Genomic DNA, 18,768 nt, shown 5'->3' with positions numbered 1-18,768 from the left:
CAATATGAGACTTGATGAGTATATTGGAAATGTCGACACTTCAGACGAAGAGTACGAGCTGATCCGGACAGAGCTAAGTAAGATCACACCTGATGATTACGACAGGCTGATCCAGCTCTGTGATGCGTTGGCAGGCAGCGAAGGCGTAATGAACATCGAGGATCGCATGAATGATGTCAAAAGACGTTATGGAAACTTCCCCCAGGCAAAGTGGGACTCAAATATTCGACTGAGAGCATACTTTGAAGAAAAAGCGTCCAAGGATATTTATGAGCTGGTGGAAAAAGATAAATAATTCACGGAGGAATTTACACGTTGCAAAAGTCGCAGATATGAACGCCGCATCTGTCGCGCTCCTTAAGAAACTTGGCTTTTCAGAAGATAGAAAGTCACGCTTTAGAAAATGGGGTGAAGAAACATATTTTGATGCACACTACTATAAGTTGATTATAGGGGAGTGAGTTTTGGCGAATTATTCCATTGTCCCTGTGACTGATAAGAACATACTGGACGCGGCCAGAATCCATTCTATATCCTGGAAGGAATCCCACCGTTCATTTTGCTCCGCAGATTTTATTGAGCAGCATTCCATCGAGAATCAGCGGAATTATATAGCAGGTAAGCGCGATAAAGGTAGCGAATTCTTTATCCTATATGACAAGGATCCCGTGGCAGTGGTATCAATTGATGGAGGACTTATCGAAGACTTATATGTTCTGCCGGAATTCCAGAATAAAGGATATGGAACCAAGCTTCTTGAATATGCTGTTTCTAAGATTCAGGCTAACGGCCATACTCCGGTTCTTTGGATTTTAGAGAACAACCACGGAGCAGAGCGCTTGTATTTGCGGAATGGATTTGTACCTACCGGAAATAGGAATCATATTACAGGTAAACTTGATGAGGTTGAGTACATACATGGCTAGAAGTGAAGCATGAATATAAATGGGAGCAGTTTATGATAATCAGAAAGATGATTAAATCCGATGCTCAGGATCTTTACGAAGTGCTTTCTGATCCTGATGTGATGAAATACATCGAGCCACCATATTCAATGGATCAAACGGAGCAGTTCATTAAGGACTATGGCTTGTGCGACCCGCCAAGTGTCTTTGCTGCAGAGAATGATGCAGGTGAGTTTGTTGGATATGTGATTTTCCATGAATATGATACGAATAGCATGGAGATAGGATGGCTTCTCAAGAAAAAGCACTGGGGCAAGGGATATGCGACGGCGCTAACAAGTGAGCTATTAGAAAGAACAAAGGAACTTGGCAAGAGCGCAGTAATAGAATGTGACCCTGAACAGGATATTACTAAGAAGATTGCAATACGTGCAGGGTTAGATTTTAAGGGAATAGAAGACGGGTTATGTCTTTTTGCTAAAACATTTAATTCCAGCTTATAGGTGATATTATCACTTGCGCATATGAATAATTCTAAGGGTCTGAACTGTAACGCAACAACAAGGATCTGCTTCATTTCAGAGTTTTAATGAATAGCTTATGTACATTTCAGATTATGCTTTGTAAAATAATTACGGGCAAATAATAATATATGTGAGGAGAATGAAAAGGTTTATCATGGGGAATTTAATAAGTGTGGCTAAAAGAAACTTAAGCCGAAGGGTTCTGGTGCTGACATTGTGCGTATGCTTTTTTATGGGAGTGTTTAGCATGAATGTTTGTGCCGGGAATAAATTTGCTTACGATTACGGCGTTTTTCTATCGGTAAATGCCGGAAAGAGTGCCATGAAAAAGTTTGGGGATTATAAGACAATTGTCCTCGATGCTCAGAATGGCTTTTCATCAAAAGATATTAAGAAGCTAAAGAAAAAGGGACATAAAGTCTACAGCTATATCAATGTAGGAGCTATAGAGAATTATCGGGATTATTACAGCAGATTCGAAGATATAACACTTGGTGTGTATGATAATTGGCCTGATGAAAAATGGGTCGATGTTTCAACGGAGAAATGGCAGAATTTTATCCTGAATGAGCTTTCTACGGAGATAGATGAAACCGGAGTAGATGGTTTTTTTGTAGATAATATCGATGTTTATTATCTGTATCATACTGAAAACATATATGCCGGTGTGGAAAATATTCTCAAAGGCCTTAGCAAAAAGGGAAAAGTCATAATCAATGGAGGAGATACCTTCATCACAGAATATTACGAGAAAAATGGCAACCTTAACGGGATTCTTGATGGTGTAAATCAGGAGACGGTTTTTTCAAAAATAATTGATTATGATAAGGATAAGTTTGGGAAAAACGACTCCGATGAAACAAAATATTTCAAAAAATACTTAAAGACTGTAAAACGTGCCCATAAAAAATGCTATCTGCTGGAATACACCAAGGATAAAAAATTGAGCAATAAAATAAGAGAATATTGCAAGAAAAAGCATTACAAATACTATATTTCGGGGCGTCTGGATTTGTCCTGAAACTAAAAAATGTATATCACCTTACGAAAAGTGCAACTCACCTGAGTTGTGCTTTTTTTGTGGGGGAAATGAGGTAGTATCTATCTCGTAAGAAAGGTTTCGATGAAAGGAGTTCAAAATGCAAAACGTAATAGAAGTTAGTAGACTGCAGAAAAAATATGGTGAAATGACTGCCGTAAATAATATCTCTTTTTTCGTAAAGCAGGGTGAGCTGTTTGCCTTCCTTGGAGAAAACGGTGCCGGTAAATCAACGACAATAAATATGCTGAGCACAATACTTCCAAAGTCATCAGGTGAAGTCCTTGTTATGGGACACGAGCTTGGAAGAGAAGATGCTTCCATCAGAAAAGAAATCGGAATCGTTTTTCAGAATTCAGTTCTTGATGGGAAGCTTACAGTTAAGTAGAATCTTCTCACAAGGGGAGCATATTACGGCTATAGCAAAAAAGAAATAATGGATAGATTAAAGGATTTTTGGAAAGAGTGTTACCATTCACAGATAAATGGAAGTGAAGAATGAAGCTCATATCAGTGGACTTTATTTTTATTGTTGAAACGGTTAGAATCTTTGTATTAAGCAAATCGGAGTTTATGGATGAGTGGGATGAAAAAAGTAATATACTATTACAGCGGAACAGGAAATAGTTTAAGGGCAGCCATCACGATTGCAGAGTCACTTGATGGAGCTGTTTTATACAGCGTAAGAAATGATTCACAAAAGGTCTCAGCCAATGACGCTGATGTTATAGGATTTGTGTGTCCTGTATATGAATGGGATGTTCCTGGTACCTTTAAATCCTTTATCGAAAATATTGATATAAATCCAAACGCATATATATTTATGGTTGCAACCTATATTGCTGTTCATGGTCGTTGTTTTGAAACAGTCGAAGATATTCTTTCAAAGAAGAATGCGCATCTTTCCTACGGACGAGCTTTACGCTGTGTAGCAAGCCAGTGTACTGCCTATCCTCCATTCCCTCCAGAAAAACTCATGCTACCATATATGGAACGACAAACAAAAAAGATTTGTAGTGAAATTGTCGCAAGAAAGAACGTGCCATATCCGCATATGTCGGCACTAACAAGAAGACGTTATCAAAATACCATGGGACCATATATTGCAATAGAACATGAGTATGATAAAGGGTTTTATACAGATGATAGATGCATAGGATGCAGCACTTGTGAAAAGGTTTGTCCAAATCAAAACATAACAATGTCAGAAAGACGCCCGGTATGGAATCATCATTGTCATGGATGTAATGCTTGCGTTGCATATTGCCCGACTAAAGCTATTCAGTTCAAGACACCAAAGGCTTATCAGGAGCTTGGTACTTTCATATCCAAGATCTTAAGGTTGCCAGAAAAGCGCAAACGATATCATCATCCACTTATTAAAGCTGGCGATTTAATGAAAGATATAATACACATTGAATAATGGTTGTATAAGCTAATTGATATATTTAAATTCAAGTTGAACAAAATCGCTGCGCGATGGCCTGCCTAGGCTGTGTGCAGTGATTTTCTTTTTATCAAAAAGGCAGTAGAAAGTAATTCAAGCTGCTTTTTCGTTTGACCTTACAGCGATTCTAACCTAAAGAATTTGTCGGGATGAACGTTGGAACATAAAACCGGAATTAAATGTGGTTATAGCCAATTCTGTAATTAAATACTGCAGAAGTGGCTATTTTATTGCCTTTAATGTGTTTCATAAAACAAATGTTTTTCGCTACATCTTTTGGTTTATGTATAATAGGGATTGAAGGGAATATGGAAACAAAAGTGTGAACAATTAATACATAGGCTGGAGGTTAGCTTTGAAACTGTATAGAAAGATAGAGACGGGCGCGAGAACTTACAATTATTTCTGCCCTGTTTTTGTCGGTGACAGACTAATATATTTTGTTTTGAATAATGATTCCGCATTCATCAGGTGCGAGGACGTAGTCGAAGGCGATGTTGTCTGGGAGTATTTTGTTAATGATGCTTTTACGAGCAGGTGCGTCCAGCAGCTGTACGGTGGAATTGTGTGGCAGAATAGAATTATATTTGCAACCGAGCGGATGATTTTGTCGCTTGATCTTGAGACCGGCACTGAACAATCAGAAATGAAAGTTTTGACAGATAAACCAGACCTATCTGTTGTGGGAAACAATCTTTTCGTTACAAGTGCTAATGAGATAATCAAGATTGACCTTATTAAGGGCAAAATAATAAAAAGGAAGAAATATAGGGTCAAGTGGCTTGTGGGACCGGTTCTGGAAGATGACGGAAAGCTGTATGTTGCCACGTCGAATTCCAAGATTCTCAGAATCAGCAACGACGATTTAACGGAGACGCTTAATTATAAGTACCCCGGAACTTGGAGCGTGGGCGTGCCTGCGGGAATAGTTGGTGACAGAATCGTGGGCTCTTCATATTCGCAGTATGTGATTTGCTTTGATAAGAATACAGGTGAACCATTATGGCAAAAGAAAAAGAAGGCCGGTTCGGAACCCTCTCAAGTGATTGATGCCGATAAGGGAATCATCTATAGTTGCGAAAATATTAACAACAAACATATTACTGCTTTGCGGATCAGTGACGGTAAGAAGCTGTGGGATAAAGAAACCGAAATATGGGAAATTACCGATATTGATTCCAAATCTATGGCTGGATTCCTAAAGTCCGATAACGGTGATTATGAATTTGTACAGATAGATAAAATGACTGGAGAACTCATTGCGGCCCAAGACATTCCCAAAATGCACAAGAGCTTGGAAGAACCGTTTCGCAGTTATAGTATGCCTATGGAAATAGTGCACTCAGACCGATTTGTGGCCTTTGTCTGTGGGACAGGTGACATCTATCAAATACAATGGTGAAAGATTGGATATGGATAAACAACAAATGATAAAAGGACTATTCTTCGATTTTGATGGTGTTATCACAATGGAGAAGCAAGGATCTCCAACGATAATATCTTATATTTCTAAAGTAACCAATATTCCATATGAAATGGTAAATAATGCTTATTGCAAGCATAATCATGACTTGCTATATGGAAGTATTACGCATAAAGACATATGGAAGCAGTTTTGTGAAGATATAGGTTATTCGTTGGATTATCAAGTGTTGGAAAGCGCATTTATGAATATTACTATCGACAAGAAGATGCTTCAGTATATAAAGGATAGGCATGACCATTACCTAATTGGAATGATAACCGACAATAAAGCTGATAGAATAAAAACCATTGTAAGCAACACCGAACTTAAGGAATTGTTTAATGTGATAATAATTTCGGCAGATGTTCATAGTAGAAAATCTGAGAGAAAAATATTTGAAGAAGCCTTAAAACAGTCCGGTCTTAAGGCAGAAGAGTGCATATTTATTGATAATACAGCGTCAAATTTGAAGATACCTTCTGAAATGGGATTTACTACAATATATTTTGACGATGAAAAAAGAGATTATAGTAGTTTGTATTGTTTTTGATTTATCTAAATTACAGGATAAAACTCTTTTCCCTAGGGAAAGAGAACGTTATATTTGAAGATTATTTCGTAACAAGTGAAGAAGTAGTACTGGGGCATAAATTAGTGGTTAAAGATCATAAAACTGATTTTTGAGGAATTAGCAACTTCAAGTTTGTTGATTGGATTATGTTTCAGTATAAATGACTTGGAGAATGTTTATATGTTAAGATTTCTTGTTTTTACTGATTTACATTATGCTGAAGTGGCCGATGGAGATAATCGGATAGAGGAAATCCTGGCAAACGCGCGTAAACGAGATCTGGACTTCATCGTTTCATTGGGAGATCTGTGTAATCCTGTAGATGAAAATCTTAAAGTGCTGAAGCAATTTAAGTCGTTGGGTATACCTTTTTATAATGCTATAGGAAATCATGAAACAGACAAGTGTAAACTCGATGAGATTTTAAATTTTTATTCTATAGATAAGCCTTATTATTCAGTGGTTTGTAAGGGATACAAATTGATTTTTTTGAATTCATGTTATTTACAAAATGATGGGAAAGAAGAAATTTTCTATAAAAGGAATTTTAAAAACGAGCACGCAGTGTACCCAATTATTCCAACAGAAGAACTTCACTGGTTACAGGAAGAACTGAATGATGATATGAAGTGTATTATCTTCTCACATCATAGTCTTGTAAATGATTTTCCTACAAGAGGAATCTATAACCGCGAAGAAATTCGCAAAAATCTTGTGGCAGGTAAGGTGCTTTTTTGTCTAAATGGTCATGATCATGGCGATGACTTTTCTTGCAAAGATGGAATACCATATATGACAGTTAATTTAGCAAATTATGCGTGGTTGGGCGGTCAGATAGCAAGCAAAAAAGAATTGCAGGAAAAGTATTCTTATTTGCAAGGTATGCTCCAGTATAAACAGGCAATGAGTGCGTACATAGAAATTGACTCCAACGAGATAAAAATAAGTGGTATGGACGGTGAATACTTATCCGTTACGCCGGATGATATTGAGTTGCATGACTACAGATGGAATGGAGTATCGATAAGGCCACAGATCAGTTCTCATGTGATTAAAGTAGAAAAATTGTAGTCTGTTTGCAAGTATATATTCCAGTAGGATAATCGACCAAAAAGAAAAGGATTAAAAAAGTCATATGACGAAAAAAGATCTTTTAATCAAAGCGGCACAGCTTTACGGATTCGATACTGCCTCAGCCAAGGAAGTCCACGGGCATGAGGGCGGCAGGAATTTGGTATTTATGATTGGAAATGATTCGGTTCTCAGAGTGTCTTCTCTTTCAGATAGAAGCATTGAGGATTATGAGGCGGAAATCGAGTATGTACATTATCTTTCTGAAGGTGGAGCCAGCGTGGCAGAATCCATCCCCTCAGGGAAAGGTAACCGTATTGAAATTATCGATGAGAAGGTAGTAACCATGTTCGAGATTGCAAAAGGTGATCAGATAGCCGATCATGGTTACAAGTATATTGATGGAGTCTCGATAAACGAGTACTTCTATCTTACCGGCAAGGTTTTAGGGAAAATACATGCTCTTTCAAAGAACTATAGCCCGATTCATAAGCGTTTTGATTTCTTCGAGAAGTACAATGAAAACTATTTCGAGAGCCTTATCCCGGATGATTTCTGTTGTTTACATATGAAGATGGGGCGTCGGGTAAAAGACAGGCTGCATAAAATTTTGGAGGAACTGCGAAAACTTCCGCGGAGCTCTGAAAACTATGGAATGGTTCACTTTGACTATAGCGATGGAAACTATAACATTGAGTATGATACAGGGAAAATCAATGTATTTGATTTTGATAACTGCCGTACTTGCTGGTATTTATATGATATTGCCAATTTATGGTCTCATGGTCTTGGGTGGATTGCCTGGAATAATGACGTGAATGAAAGAAGGGCATATATGGAAAAATATATGCAGACGGTCATTAATGGATACCGGACTGAGTGTACCATAACCAATGAAGAACTTGAGCATCTGGAAATGATGGTCAATGCAGTATTGATGGAAAATATCATTGATGTCTTTGAGGTAAAGAAGGCTTCAGGCGAAGAATTCGTTTTTGACGAGGAAGAAAGCTACAATGTGAAGTGCCTTGTGGAGGGGCTTAGCTGGTTTGGTTTCTACAGTGATATTTTTGATGTTGAATCACCTTTTGAGGTAGAGATGTAAGATTCCGGTATATTGTACCACTTGACAGATTGGTTTGATAAGACAAATCTGATCCTGATCACAGTTGATGATATGTTTTAGTAACGAAACATTATATAATTCTTTAAAAAATCTAAAATATCAATGAGTTAATTAAAGAGGGAGCTTTACAGTTATTGAGGTGCCGCGACCTTCGATGCTTTCGTATTTAAGACCATATTCTTCGCCATAAAACAGCTGTATTCGCTGCTGGACGTTTTTTACACCATAGCCATTGCTGTCAGAAGTGACAACAGTCCTGCACTTTTCTTTGCTCATGCCACAGCCGTTGTCAAGCACCCTGAAGATCAGGTATTTATCTTCAGAGTAGCAGGAGATGGTTATGACTCCTTTTCCGGGAGTTTGTTTCTGATCCAATCCGTGTATGATGGCATTTTCAGCCAGGGGTTGAAGTATCATATTAGGAATTTCACAGTAAAGAAGTGATTCATCTATGTCAAATTCCGCTTCAAATGAGTCTGTGTGCATCATCTGCTGTATTTTGATGTATGCTTTAACGTTTTCAAGCTCTTTTCCTACTGTGGTTATACTGCGACCTTTATTTAGCATGGTACGATAAAAAGAAGACAGATACTGTGACATATTGCTTATATCTGTCTGTCCGGCAATTATCGCCTTGCTGTTTATCAGAGACAGGCTGTTATACAGAAAATGAGGATTGATCTGCAATTGAAGGATCTGCAGATCTTTTTTGTGCTGTTCGATCTGGGAGCGCAGTACTTCATTGATCAGGTGGTTGAGGTGTGATGTCAGATGATTGAAGGTGTTCACAAGAGTGCCGACTTCATCCCTGCTGTCTGTGGTCATCACTATATCGTAATTTCCGTTTTCGATAGCTTTCATATTGGATGTAAGATCATTTAGTGGCTTTAACAGGATCCTTGACAGCCAGGAACTGATCACCAGTATGAAGATAAGACAGATGGCGATGACGATGAGAACCATCAGCGTGATTGGTGTTACGGCCTTGTATATTTCCTCCACAGGTCTGTATATCTCACAGTGATAGCCCGGTATACTAAGGTCTTCGGCTTCATGTACAAATCTGTCTGAAGGGATGTCAGCTGCTGCGTTTTCGGGGAGTGAGTATCTGAATATCACATCATTATCATCTTTCATGAAATAGAAAATGTAGTCAGTATCAAACAGAGACCTGGATGAGAAAAGAAAAGCCTCCATGTCTATTGTCATGCAGACAATACTGATCTCATTGGAGGGCATGTCTATTTTGCCGGTCAGATAAAGACTCTTTTTGTCAGATGAAACCGTGAATATGGGCTGACCGGAGGCGCTTGACTGTTCATAAAAAGGAAGGCCTTCGGCCTCCGAAAGAGGCCTCAGCATAGAACCATGGGGATTTATGCTGTGCTGTGTGTAGATGGTGATACTTCTCACAGACTGGTCCATAGAGCGTATCTGTAAAAAGAGCGGATCTATAGTATCCCTGTACTCCAGATACATCTCATAGTTTGAGTGATAGTCCTTTGTCAGAGCATCTTTTATGTTTCCACTCCACACTATTGTATTCAGAGCGGAAACATAGGATGATAACTTTGTATCAAGATGGGTGATCTCGGAATTAAGAGTCTCCTTAATGGCGGTTTCTTCTCTGTCCAGTAATAGCTGCTTGATCCGCAGATATGAAAATACTCCCAGAAATATAACTGGGATGATGCTGACTGTGATGCAGAGGATTATGACCTTATTCTTGAGTGTTTTCATATGAACTGTTTACCTGTCTGTACGCATCCGGAGTTGCGGCGTATGCTTCCTGAAACTTTTTACAGAAATATGATGTGTTTGAAAATCCGACTTTTGCTGCGATGTCAGAGATCTTCATATTGGTGTTTTTAACCAGAGTTGCAGCTTTTTTAAGCCTTACAGAGCGAATATACTTATTGATGGTTGATCCGGTCTCCTTGGCAAATATATTGCTTAAGTAGTTGGGACTTAGGAAGACCAGGTCTGCCAGAGTAGTTAATGAGATATCCTCGTTATAATGCTGTTCTATAAACTTTATGGTCTGAGTGACGGCATAACTTTGGTTGGGGAGTTCTTTTTCCAGGCTTTCACATGCGGCATCAAGATATTCTTCAATAAGACTGCTTATGTCGCTGAAATGCTTATAGTAGTACACCTGCCTGACAACAGAGTCAAAGCGGTCTTTCCCATCTGACTGGCAGGACAAAAGAGCCTGAAGGACCGATGTACACATATAACGGATATACATATGGGAAACGTTTCCCAGCTTTGAATATTTGTCAATGAAATGCATCACCGTATTTCTGAGGGCTTCAGTATCGCTTTCTCTTATGGCGGTCTTTATTTCACCAAGCAGATTGCTGTCCTCTAAAGTGGGAGTGGTATCTGCGGCGGAGTCTTCTGGGCAGAAATCGGTGGTGTCATGAAAATGGTCCTCAATATATTTCTCTGATTTGGTAAACTCTATTGTTTTGCTATCAAGTCTCTTTAGAATCTCCGACAGTGATTCGTGGAACTCCGTCTGATTGATTGGCTTTAAAATGTAATTGACTGCATGAAGTGAGAGAGCATTCCTGACATAATTAAAATCATCAAAGCCGCTGAAAAACATGATCTCAATGTCCGGATACAGCTCCTTGGCTTTTGTGGCAAGATCGATGCCATTAATAAAAGGCATCTCTATGTCGCTGATAAGAATATCAAAATGCTGTTTCTGCAAAAGAGATACGGCCATTTTACCATTGGCAGCTTCAGTGATGTTTATGTCGTCTTCGTACTCTTTTAAAAGATACTTTACCAGCATCCGTTCATCCAGTTCATCATCTGCAATTAGTAATTGATACATAAATTCCCTCTTTACCGACAACTGTTTCTCTGACAGCTTCAGTTTATCCCAGTGGAATTTCTTTTTCAATGTCCGCCGGCAGATGATATTAAATTTGTGTCATGAAACGGAAAATTGTTTTATTTACATGAGCATATGTCATTGCTAAAATTCCAATTATCAACACGGCGCCGTCCAAATTGGGAGGACAAAAATGAGGAAAAAAATATTAAGAAGTGTATTATCAACAGGTCTTGCATGTTCAGTTGCATTTTCACTGGTTGCATGCGGAGGAGCTGCCACTGATACCGACAGCCAGTCAGTAAGTGATCCCGATGAAAGGGAGAAGGTAAGCATAGCTCTGGGACGCCAGACTACGGCCAATCCCAAGTTCCCTGAGGGTGACAACTACGAAGATAACGCCTACATAAGAATGGCAGAAGAGGAACTTAATATCGATATCACAGATGCCTTTGAGGCAGAATCCGGAGACGATTATAACAGGCAGGTTTCTTTGGCACTCTCCGCAGGAGAGATTCCCGACATGATGAAAGTTGCCAGCAAAGATGAAGTCAAGGAACTGTATGAGAACGATCTGATAATGGATCTGACAAAGTACTATGATGAATATGCAAGTGATTATGTCAAGGAGCTGTATGATTCATTTGAGGGGAGAGCTCTTGAGAATGTGACTTTTGACGGTATGATGATGGCAATTCCGGCTACAGCTTCTGATCCAGGAACAAGTATGTGCTGGATCAGACAGGACTGGGTCGATGGCCTTGGACTTGAAGTTGATGGTGACGGCGACAGATGCCTTACTGTTGACGAAGTCAGGGAGATAGCAAAAGCTTTTATGACAGCCAATCCTGAAAATGCAGAAAATCCGGTAGGTATGGCATTTGATATTTCTCTTACCAGCCAGGGATCAGACGGTACTAATTCCATCAACGCAATTGCGTACTCGGTCGGAGCATACCCAAGACACTGGTATACAGATGAAAGCGGTCAGCTCATTTACGGATCAACAACAGAGCAGATGAAGGAGGCATTATCAATTGTAAGAGGTTTATTTGAGGAGGGAATAGTAGACGAACAGCTCGGGACAAGAACCTGGGATGACATCACCTCTCTTCTTACAAACGGACAAACAGGTGTGGTATTTGGTTCATGGCACATCGCTGACTGGCTTTTGAACAACGTGTATACCTTGAACAACAATGCAGTATTTACGCCCTATGCAGTTGTAAACAGTGAAGGGAAAGTCAACTGCACGCACTCAAATTCCACAGGTGAGTTTGTTGTAGTGAGCAAGAAGTGTAAGCACCCTGAGCTGGCAATAATGATACTTAATCTGTTTTATGATGATATGGTAAATAGTGATGAGCTGCTTGAGAAGTATCCTGAAGTTAATGACTATTTGAACACCGGTGTGGACGGTACCGCAAGACCCTTCAATATTGAGGTGAAGTCCAACACATATCTGCTTGATGAGTATTCAAAACTAAAAGCTGCCCTTAATGGAACCGGAACAAAAGAGGAGATTCCCACTGTCGAGGAGAAGTCCAATTACGATGCCATAACCGCATATAACAATGGAACCGGTGATGTTACAGGCTGGTGTAAGATCCACTCAAGAACAAAAGGAGTCGATCTCCTCAGCTACCTGACTGATAAGGGACTATACAACTGGGTAACTCCGATCTATCCTGAGACAACAAACACAATGGAGACAAACTGGGCTAATCTTCAGACACTTGAAGAGGAGAGTTTTATTAAGATTGTGACCGGTGCTGTAGATATTGATGAAGGATTCGATACTTTCGTTAAGGATTGGAAGGCACAGGGAGGAGATACCATCGCCTCAGAGATAACAGAACAGGTAACCAATAACTAATTCTTTTCCGGTAGTCAGTTTCAAAAATGGCTGCCGGTTTATTTAAGAGGATATATGGGATGAGAAAAAAGTACTATCATTTCTTTGTAATTCCGGGAATGTTGTTTCTCCTTGTTTTTAACTATATTCCCATGCTTGGACTTATAATGGCTTTTCAGAATTTTGTGCCTGCAAAAGGACTGACCGGCTCTGAGTTTGTGGGACTGCATCACTTTGTGTACATGTTCAATCTTCCTGATATAGGAAGGGTAATAAGAAATACAATAGTGATCTCCCTAGGAAAGATCATAATTGGAATGCTTCTTGCAATTGCTTTTGCAATTCTTTTAAATGAGATAAGACAGAAATTTCTAAAGAGCTCTATCCAGACGATTGTTTATCTGCCCCATTTCCTTTCCTGGGTCGTACTGGCGGCGGTTGCAGTTAATCTGTTCAACTTAAACGGCCTGGTGAACAGCATACTCACAGGATTTGGTCTTGAGAGAATTAACTTTCTTGGGGATAACAACGTTTTCAGAAAGTTCATCATTGGTACAGATGTATGGAAAGAATTTGGATATAATTCAGTTGTCTATCTTGCTGCCATAACCGGTATTGACGCAGGTCTTCATGAAGCCGCTGCCATCGATGGTGCAGGCTGGTGGAGGAGAATACTGCATGTGACATTACCGGGGATGCTTCCTATAATAATGCTCATGACAGCCATGAATCTGACGACGATCCTAAGTGCCGGATTTGATCAGATCTACAACCTGTATTCTCCGATGGTTTATGAGTCGGGAGATGTTCTTGATACATATGTCTACAGGATCGGACTTGTGGGCAGACAGTACAGTTTTGGAACAGCAGTGGGTCTTTTACGGTCCGTGATCGGAATGGTGCTGATGGTGAGTGCTAACAAACTTACACACAGTCTTACCGGACAAAGAATCTACTGAGGATAAGGGAGGCTGGATATGATAGATAATAAAAGTTTAGGTTCCAGGGTAAGACTTTCAGTCATTTATCTGCTGGTGATAATTCTGGGGCTGTTATGCCTTATGCCACTAATCAACATTGTAGCCATATCATTTTCAGGCAGTGCAGCGGTAACAGCGAACAGAGTGGGACTTGTTCCTGTGGATTTTACGCTTATGGCTTATGAAAGGATCCTGGAGGATGGTCAGTTCTGGAGATCATTTGCAATATCTGTCGCCAGAGTTTTAATAGCGCTTATCATCAACCTGCTCCTTGTGATCCCGATGGCATATGCCATGACAAGAACAAAGGATGAATTTAGATTCAGAGATATATACATGAACCTTCTGATCTTTGCCATGCTTTTTAATGGAGGGATGATCCCGACATATATTGTTGTCAAGAATCTGCATCTGCTGAATACGATCTGGGCACTGATATTACCGGGAGCTGTGCCGATATTCTCCGTCATACTGATGATGAATTTCTTCAGAGGATTACCTGCGGCACTGGAAGAAGCAGCATATATAGATGGCGCATCACCTCTTCAGGTTCTTTTAAAAGTGGTAGTGCCATGTTCAAAGCCATCTATTGCCACCATCGCTCTTTTTAGCATTGTTGGAAGCTGGAATGATTTTTTCGGGGGACTAATATATATACAGAAGGTGGAAAAATATCCGATAATGACGTATATACAGTCGCTCAGCATCAATTTGCAGGAGCTTGTAAATGGGGCAGCTAATTCTTCGACCCTTCAGAATGTTTCGGAGTTGTCCAACAGAAACTTAAATGCGGCAAAGATAGTAGTGGCAGTAATGCCGCTGCTTATGATCTATCCGTTCCTTCAGAGATATCTGATCGGCGGTATGGTCATGGGAGCAGTAAAAGAATAAGTGATTTCGGGAGTTAAATTATGAAGCTTGGAAAGATAAAAAAATATGTAAATGAGGGAAACAGGATATCTGTCGATTATGAGAACGGGAAAGCCAATGTTTATCTTGTTACGGATGAGATCGTCAGATTTGAGATACCCTGCTGGATGGAAAACTATGCATCGGTTGCCATAGAAGGCAGTAAAGAAAAGCCATGTAATTATAAAGTCTATGACATTGATAATGTAATATGCATTGAAAATCAGAACATGAAGGTAAAGATTTCAGATGACTTTTTCACAGAGATCCTGGATGCTGAAGGAAAGAAGATCTTAAGCGATTACAGAGGAGAGCGCATTATCCAAAGGACACTGAGCGATAAGTCAAAAAAGGAGCTTGCAGCCGAAGGACATGATGTCTCAAACCTTGAAGCTCATAACTATAAAGTGCAGATCATCAAAGAAATCGGAGAAGGGGACTGCTTCTATGGTCTGGGAGATAAGACAGGGTATCTCAACAAGAGAGATTATGCTTTTGAAAACTGGAACTCAGACATTCCCCAGATCCATAACGAAAACATGCCGGCGATTTACAAATCGATACCATTTATGATAGGAAAAACCTGCGATGCTGTATACGGACTCTTTTTCGACAATACATTCCACAGCTATATGGACTTCGGAAAAGAGAACAGTAACTATTTCTACTATGGCGCTGATGATGGCAACCTCAATTACTATTTTCTGTATGGCAAAAAAATGACAGATATTATCCGTGAGTATACATATCTGACAGGAAGAACCGGGTTGCCTCAGCTGTGGACTCTTGGGTATCATCAGTGCAGATGGGGCTATGAAAGTGCAGACGATATCAGGGCAGTTGCCAAAGGAATGAGAGATAACCGGATTCCCTGTGAATCAGTGCAGTATGATATAGACTACATGGACGGATACAGGGTTTTCACGTGGGATGATGAAAAATACGGAAAACCAGGAGATCTCATTTCCGAATTGGAGAAGGATGGATTTAAGGCTGTTGTCATTATAGATCCTGCGACCAAAAAGGAAGATGGCTATTTTATGTATGATGAAGGAGTATCTAAGGGATATTTTGCCACCAATCCTGATGGGAGCATATACGTAAATAAGGTATGGCCGGGGGATGCCACTTTCCCTGATTTTGGCAGGGAGGAAGTCAGGAGATGGTGGGCTGACAGTCATAAGATCCTGACAGATATGGGAGTAAAGGCCATTTGGAATGACATGAATGAACCTGCCAGTTTTGAAGGACCACTGCCGGAGGATACGGTTTTTGAGATCAATGGCAGAATAACAGACCACAGGGAATTTCATAATGTCTATGGGCACTTTGAGGGCATTGCCACTTATGAGGGGATGAAAAAACTTACAGGTAAAAGACCCCTTGTTATCACAAGAGCCTGCTACAGTGGATCCCAGAAGTACTGTGCAGTCTGGACCGGCGATAATCAGAGCATATGGGCACATTTAAGAATGTTGATCCCTCAGCTTTGTAATCTGGGAATGAGCGGATTTTCGCTGGCGGGAACAGATATCGGCGGTTTTGGAGCTGATACGAATAAGGAACTCCTTTGCAGATGGATTGAAGCGGCAGTATTTTCACCGTTTTTCAGAAATCATTCTGCCAAGGGATCCAAGGCACAGGAGCCCTGGAAGTTCGATGAGCAGGTAATGGATATCTATCGCAAACATGTGGAACTCAGATACACGTTCCTTCCATATATCTATGATCTGTTCTACCAGGGACTTGAAACAGGACTTCCGGTAATGAGGCCTCTTGTACTTCATTATGAGGATGATGTAAACACATATAATCTGAATGACGAGTTCCTTGTGGGTGAGAATGTACTTGTTTCCCCTGTGGTAGAACAGGGAGCAACCAAGAAGCTGGTATATCTGCCAAGGGGAACCTGGTATGACTACTTCACAGGGCAGGCTTACGAAGGAATGCAGTACATTGTAAAGGATGCTCCACTGGATGTGTGCCCGATATTTATCCGAGAGGGCAGCATTATCCCTACATACGAGGTGGTGCAGTACGTGGGTGAAAAGACATATGACAGGCTGATACTTGTTACTACACCGGGAGATGCTTCTTACGATCATTTTCAGGACAATGGGGAGGATTATCAGTTCGAAGAAGGAAAGTACAACCTGTACCGCTTTACAAAGACAGAAGATGAAAAGCTCGTTACAGAACTTATTCATGAGGGGTATAAAAAATACGAAAAGATAGATATCAGAAGGCTATGATCTGAAAATCTCTGCGGGGTTACACTTTGGAGTATAATTATCTGAATAACGTAAATTGGTAAAGGCCTGGCAGGAGCTGGTAAGAGTCAGTGCATAAAGTGATTGTGGAATTATTGGGTTGTTGAAGGAAAAGAAGCAGGTAACGCTGATATTGCTGATAATCCTGAAGCTAAGGAGGCATTACAGACAAGTAGCAAGAATTCATTATTGCTTTTGCATAACCACCCGAGCGCTGGCACGTTTTCTGGGACTGATTTTGTAACATTTTGTTTCAATGTGTCACTGTATATGATGACGATTGTAGGAAATGATGGTACAGTGTATGTGTTGATTAAGGATACTGGTTTTGATTCTGGATCTGCAATGGCGGAGTACTTCAAGTTGGTGAGGGAAAATGCCGATAAAAAAGATAGAGTACAGTTGGCTATGAAAACCATTCTTAAAAATAGTGGTGATTATGGTCTCATTTATAAGAAAGGTAGGAAAAAGCTATGAAGAAAGAATTGAATACATTGCCAAAGCCCTTTATAGCTCCGGGTTCTGATGTAAAGCCTACTAAAGAAGAACTGAAGAAACGCCAGAAAAAATATAATATGTTGGAGAGAATAGGGGTTAAGACTACTATCGTAAGAGGAGATATTGATCCCGAGTATGAGAATCCATATAGGATTGAGGCCATGATTCTGATTAATCAAGATAAGGACGTACCGGAGGAACTGATCAAACAAATAGAAGAATATGATAAAAAGGTATTACAGCTGAATTAATGATTTCAGAAGGGGCTTCATACAATTTGAGGCTCCTTTTTTGTGAAAATATAGCAATATTCAGCTATTTTTCATCGGTGAAAAAGTATATAGTAGTGGTATGCCAAGAAGAGGATTGTTTTTGACCAGATCATAGATGGTAGTTCTTAAATATCTATGCATATAATTTTAACTATCTGCACAGATAGTTATCGAGACCAATTTTGATTACGGTGATATGCAAGAAAATGGCTTAAATATGCATATCAATAAGATTTTTCTATATAATAATTGAAATAGTAAACGCGACTTTTTGTCCTCGTCAGGGGCTCAAAAGTCGCGTTAAGTTTTTTTAAAATTTGTTAGATTAACATAAAAATGTAATCAGGAAATGTATATGGTCTTTGTCGGTTTCCATAGCTATAATGCCGTAACCTTTAGAATTACAGATATCATATATTTGCTGTTTAGCATCGTCAGCAATAGAGCCTTTAAGTATCTGTTTGCGGTACTTAGTGACGAGAACTATATGCACTTTTAGACTGTACTTGCGTCTGTTGCAATGGTTATATCTGTTGTCCATAGGATGTATTTACGGCAAAGCTTCGATTTTTACAGCGACTCCATTATTGGTGTCGTAATCATCTACTATTAGCATTCTGTTATCAATTTCAACGTCGTAGCCTGCATCTTGCAAAGCTTTGATTATTAGAGGCTTCTGGCATGATGGTGGGTACTATGCCAGTCCTCTGATGTATATTTGCAATTGAAAAACCATCTGTGTTTCTGTAATGTATTAGCGTCCAAACTATACTACAGAGATACCAGAGGTACCCACAGATGGTTTCTGCTAATACATTATGTAAAAAATTGCTCAATGTCAATCATGCTGTCGTAGAAGATGCAAACTTCTATCTTGATCGGGATGGTGTTACCCACCTCAGAATCCATGCGCGGACGGATAAATGGCATCAGGATGATTGTCCGTTCTGCCACAGACGCTGTCCTCGTTACGACCAAAGGATAGATCAGC

19 protein-coding genes and 1 pseudogene are annotated in these 18,768 nt (G+C 39.8%); 17 read left to right on the top strand and 3 right to left on the bottom strand.

Annotated elements, in window-relative coordinates:
- The first annotated feature begins 4 nt into the window (after positions 1-4).
- The 10 genes from G602_RS26580 to G602_RS0113255 all read left to right on the top strand — a co-directional run bounded on the left by G602_RS26580 (position 5) and on the right by G602_RS0113255 (position 8,127).
- Positions 5-295, top strand: a complete 291-nt coding sequence (locus tag G602_RS26580; RefSeq protein WP_044932090.1) for a hypothetical protein — start codon at positions 5-7, stop codon at positions 293-295.
- Positions 296-464: 169 nt separating this feature from the next.
- The gene (locus G602_RS0113295; RefSeq protein WP_026659468.1) at positions 465-926 is read left to right on the top strand and encodes a GNAT family N-acetyltransferase; all 462 of its coding nucleotides are present in this window, start codon (positions 465-467) and stop codon (positions 924-926) included.
- A gap of 32 nt (positions 927-958) precedes the next feature.
- The gene (locus G602_RS0113290) at positions 959-1,408 is read left to right on the top strand and encodes a GNAT family N-acetyltransferase (protein WP_022779769.1); all 450 of its coding nucleotides are present in this window, start codon (positions 959-961) and stop codon (positions 1,406-1,408) included.
- 175 nt (positions 1,409-1,583) lie between these two features.
- A complete protein-coding gene (locus tag G602_RS0113285; RefSeq protein WP_196808675.1) occupies positions 1,584-2,450 on the top strand; it encodes an endo alpha-1,4 polygalactosaminidase in 867 nt (288 codons plus the stop codon).
- 118 nt (positions 2,451-2,568) lie between these two features.
- The gene (locus G602_RS0113280; protein ID WP_026659466.1) at positions 2,569-2,856 is read left to right on the top strand and encodes an ATP-binding cassette domain-containing protein; all 288 of its coding nucleotides are present in this window, start codon (positions 2,569-2,571) and stop codon (positions 2,854-2,856) included.
- A gap of 198 nt (positions 2,857-3,054) precedes the next feature.
- Positions 3,055-3,891 carry an EFR1 family ferrodoxin gene (locus G602_RS0113275; RefSeq protein WP_196808674.1) on the top strand — a complete coding sequence of 279 codons (837 nt, stop codon included), beginning with the start codon at positions 3,055-3,057 and terminating at the stop codon, positions 3,889-3,891.
- Between the two features lie 379 nt (positions 3,892-4,270).
- The gene (locus G602_RS0113270; protein WP_026659464.1) at positions 4,271-5,317 is read left to right on the top strand and encodes an outer membrane protein assembly factor BamB family protein; all 1,047 of its coding nucleotides are present in this window, start codon (positions 4,271-4,273) and stop codon (positions 5,315-5,317) included.
- Positions 5,283-5,930, top strand: coding sequence for an HAD-IA family hydrolase (locus G602_RS0113265; protein ID WP_155829882.1), 648 nt, complete (start codon positions 5,283-5,285; stop codon positions 5,928-5,930). The genes G602_RS0113270 and G602_RS0113265 overlap by 35 nt, the downstream gene beginning before the upstream one ends.
- A 201-nt stretch (positions 5,931-6,131) precedes the next feature.
- Complete coding sequence (locus G602_RS0113260) at positions 6,132-7,022, top strand: metallophosphoesterase family protein (RefSeq protein WP_026659461.1); 891 nt, start codon at positions 6,132-6,134, stop codon at positions 7,020-7,022.
- A gap of 64 nt (positions 7,023-7,086) precedes the next feature.
- Entirely contained in the window at positions 7,087-8,127 is a 1,041-nt protein-coding gene (locus tag G602_RS0113255) for a phosphotransferase enzyme family protein (RefSeq protein ID WP_026659460.1), read from the top strand.
- A gap of 132 nt (positions 8,128-8,259) precedes the next feature.
- Here G602_RS0113255 and G602_RS0113250 read toward each other — a convergent pair whose 3' ends face one another.
- Together G602_RS0113250 and G602_RS0113245 are read right to left on the bottom strand one after the other, a co-directional pair.
- Positions 8,260-9,888, bottom strand: a complete 1,629-nt coding sequence (locus tag G602_RS0113250) for a sensor histidine kinase (protein WP_026659459.1) — start codon at positions 9,886-9,888, stop codon at positions 8,260-8,262.
- Positions 9,869-10,993 (bottom strand): response regulator transcription factor, encoded by a 1,125-nt coding sequence (locus G602_RS0113245; protein ID WP_026659458.1) that lies wholly within the window; start codon positions 10,991-10,993, stop codon positions 9,869-9,871. Before G602_RS0113245 ends, G602_RS0113250 begins: the two co-directional genes overlap by 20 nt.
- Positions 10,994-11,186: 193 nt before the next feature.
- Between G602_RS0113245 and G602_RS0113240 the strand changes: the two genes are divergently transcribed.
- The 6 genes from G602_RS0113240 (at position 11,187) to G602_RS0113215 (ending at position 17,756) form a co-directional block, all read left to right on the top strand.
- Positions 11,187-12,869, top strand: a complete 1,683-nt coding sequence (locus G602_RS0113240; protein WP_026659457.1) for an extracellular solute-binding protein — start codon at positions 11,187-11,189, stop codon at positions 12,867-12,869.
- 59 nt (positions 12,870-12,928) lie between these two features.
- Positions 12,929-13,807 carry an ABC transporter permease gene (locus G602_RS0113235; protein WP_044932089.1) on the top strand — a complete coding sequence of 293 codons (879 nt, stop codon included), beginning with the start codon at positions 12,929-12,931 and terminating at the stop codon, positions 13,805-13,807.
- An 18-nt stretch (positions 13,808-13,825) separates the two neighbouring features.
- The gene (locus G602_RS0113230; RefSeq protein WP_026659455.1) at positions 13,826-14,719 is read left to right on the top strand and encodes a carbohydrate ABC transporter permease; all 894 of its coding nucleotides are present in this window, start codon (positions 13,826-13,828) and stop codon (positions 14,717-14,719) included.
- Between the two features lie 20 nt (positions 14,720-14,739).
- Positions 14,740-16,989: a glycoside hydrolase family 31 protein gene (locus G602_RS0113225; RefSeq protein ID WP_026659453.1), complete on the top strand. Its 2,250-nt coding sequence runs from the start codon at positions 14,740-14,742 to the stop codon at positions 16,987-16,989.
- A 102-nt stretch (positions 16,990-17,091) separates the two neighbouring features.
- Positions 17,092-17,484: a hypothetical protein gene (locus G602_RS0113220; RefSeq protein ID WP_026659452.1), complete on the top strand. Its 393-nt coding sequence runs from the start codon at positions 17,092-17,094 to the stop codon at positions 17,482-17,484.
- Positions 17,481-17,756: a hypothetical protein gene (locus tag G602_RS0113215; RefSeq protein WP_026659451.1), complete on the top strand. Its 276-nt coding sequence runs from the start codon at positions 17,481-17,483 to the stop codon at positions 17,754-17,756. Before G602_RS0113220 ends, G602_RS0113215 begins: the two co-directional genes overlap by 4 nt.
- Positions 17,757-18,111: 355 nt before the next feature.
- Here the strand turns inward: G602_RS0113215 and tnpA are convergent.
- Positions 18,112-18,318: pseudogene (gene tnpA, locus G602_RS32075) on the bottom strand (IS200/IS605 family transposase); the annotation flags it as partial.
- Between the two features lie 257 nt (positions 18,319-18,575).
- On the opposite strand from tnpA, the gene G602_RS31220 reads away from it, so the two are divergent.
- Positions 18,576-18,768 (top strand): hypothetical protein (locus G602_RS31220; RefSeq protein WP_026661338.1); only part of this gene is annotated, 193 nt, incomplete at its 3' end.

The organism is Butyrivibrio sp. AC2005, from assembly GCF_000424145.1.
Taxonomy (GTDB): domain Bacteria; phylum Bacillota; class Clostridia; order Lachnospirales; family Lachnospiraceae; genus Butyrivibrio.
Note: the sequence above shows the minus strand (reverse complement) of the source record. Positions and strands in the feature narration are given on the sequence as shown.

Excerpts from the sequence above, each read along its gene's own strand:
- G602_RS26580 (WP_044932090.1), top strand. The coding sequence starts at position 5 with ATGAGACTTGATGAGTATATTGGAAATGTCGACACTTCAGACGAAGAG.
- G602_RS0113290 (WP_022779769.1), top strand. The coding sequence starts at position 959 with ATGATAATCAGAAAGATGATTAAATCCGATGCTCAGGATCTTTACGAA.
- G602_RS0113285 (WP_196808675.1), top strand. The coding sequence starts at position 1,584 with ATGGGGAATTTAATAAGTGTGGCTAAAAGAAACTTAAGCCGAAGGGTT.
- G602_RS0113280 (WP_026659466.1), top strand. The coding sequence starts at position 2,569 with ATGCAAAACGTAATAGAAGTTAGTAGACTGCAGAAAAAATATGGTGAA.
- G602_RS0113275 (WP_196808674.1), top strand. The coding sequence starts at position 3,055 with ATGAAAAAAGTAATATACTATTACAGCGGAACAGGAAATAGTTTAAGG.
- G602_RS0113260 (WP_026659461.1), top strand. The coding sequence starts at position 6,132 with ATGTTAAGATTTCTTGTTTTTACTGATTTACATTATGCTGAAGTGGCC.
- G602_RS0113255 (WP_026659460.1), top strand. The coding sequence starts at position 7,087 with ATGACGAAAAAAGATCTTTTAATCAAAGCGGCACAGCTTTACGGATTC.
- G602_RS0113250 (WP_026659459.1), bottom strand. The coding sequence starts at position 9,888 with ATGAAAACACTCAAGAATAAGGTCATAATCCTCTGCATCACAGTCAGC.
- G602_RS0113245 (WP_026659458.1), bottom strand. The coding sequence starts at position 10,993 with ATGTATCAATTACTAATTGCAGATGATGAACTGGATGAACGGATGCTG.
- G602_RS0113240 (WP_026659457.1), top strand. The coding sequence starts at position 11,187 with ATGAGGAAAAAAATATTAAGAAGTGTATTATCAACAGGTCTTGCATGT.
- G602_RS0113235 (WP_044932089.1), top strand. The coding sequence starts at position 12,929 with ATGAGAAAAAAGTACTATCATTTCTTTGTAATTCCGGGAATGTTGTTT.
- G602_RS0113230 (WP_026659455.1), top strand. The coding sequence starts at position 13,826 with ATGATAGATAATAAAAGTTTAGGTTCCAGGGTAAGACTTTCAGTCATT.
- G602_RS0113225 (WP_026659453.1), top strand. The coding sequence starts at position 14,740 with ATGAAGCTTGGAAAGATAAAAAAATATGTAAATGAGGGAAACAGGATA.
- G602_RS0113215 (WP_026659451.1), top strand. The coding sequence starts at position 17,481 with ATGAAGAAAGAATTGAATACATTGCCAAAGCCCTTTATAGCTCCGGGT.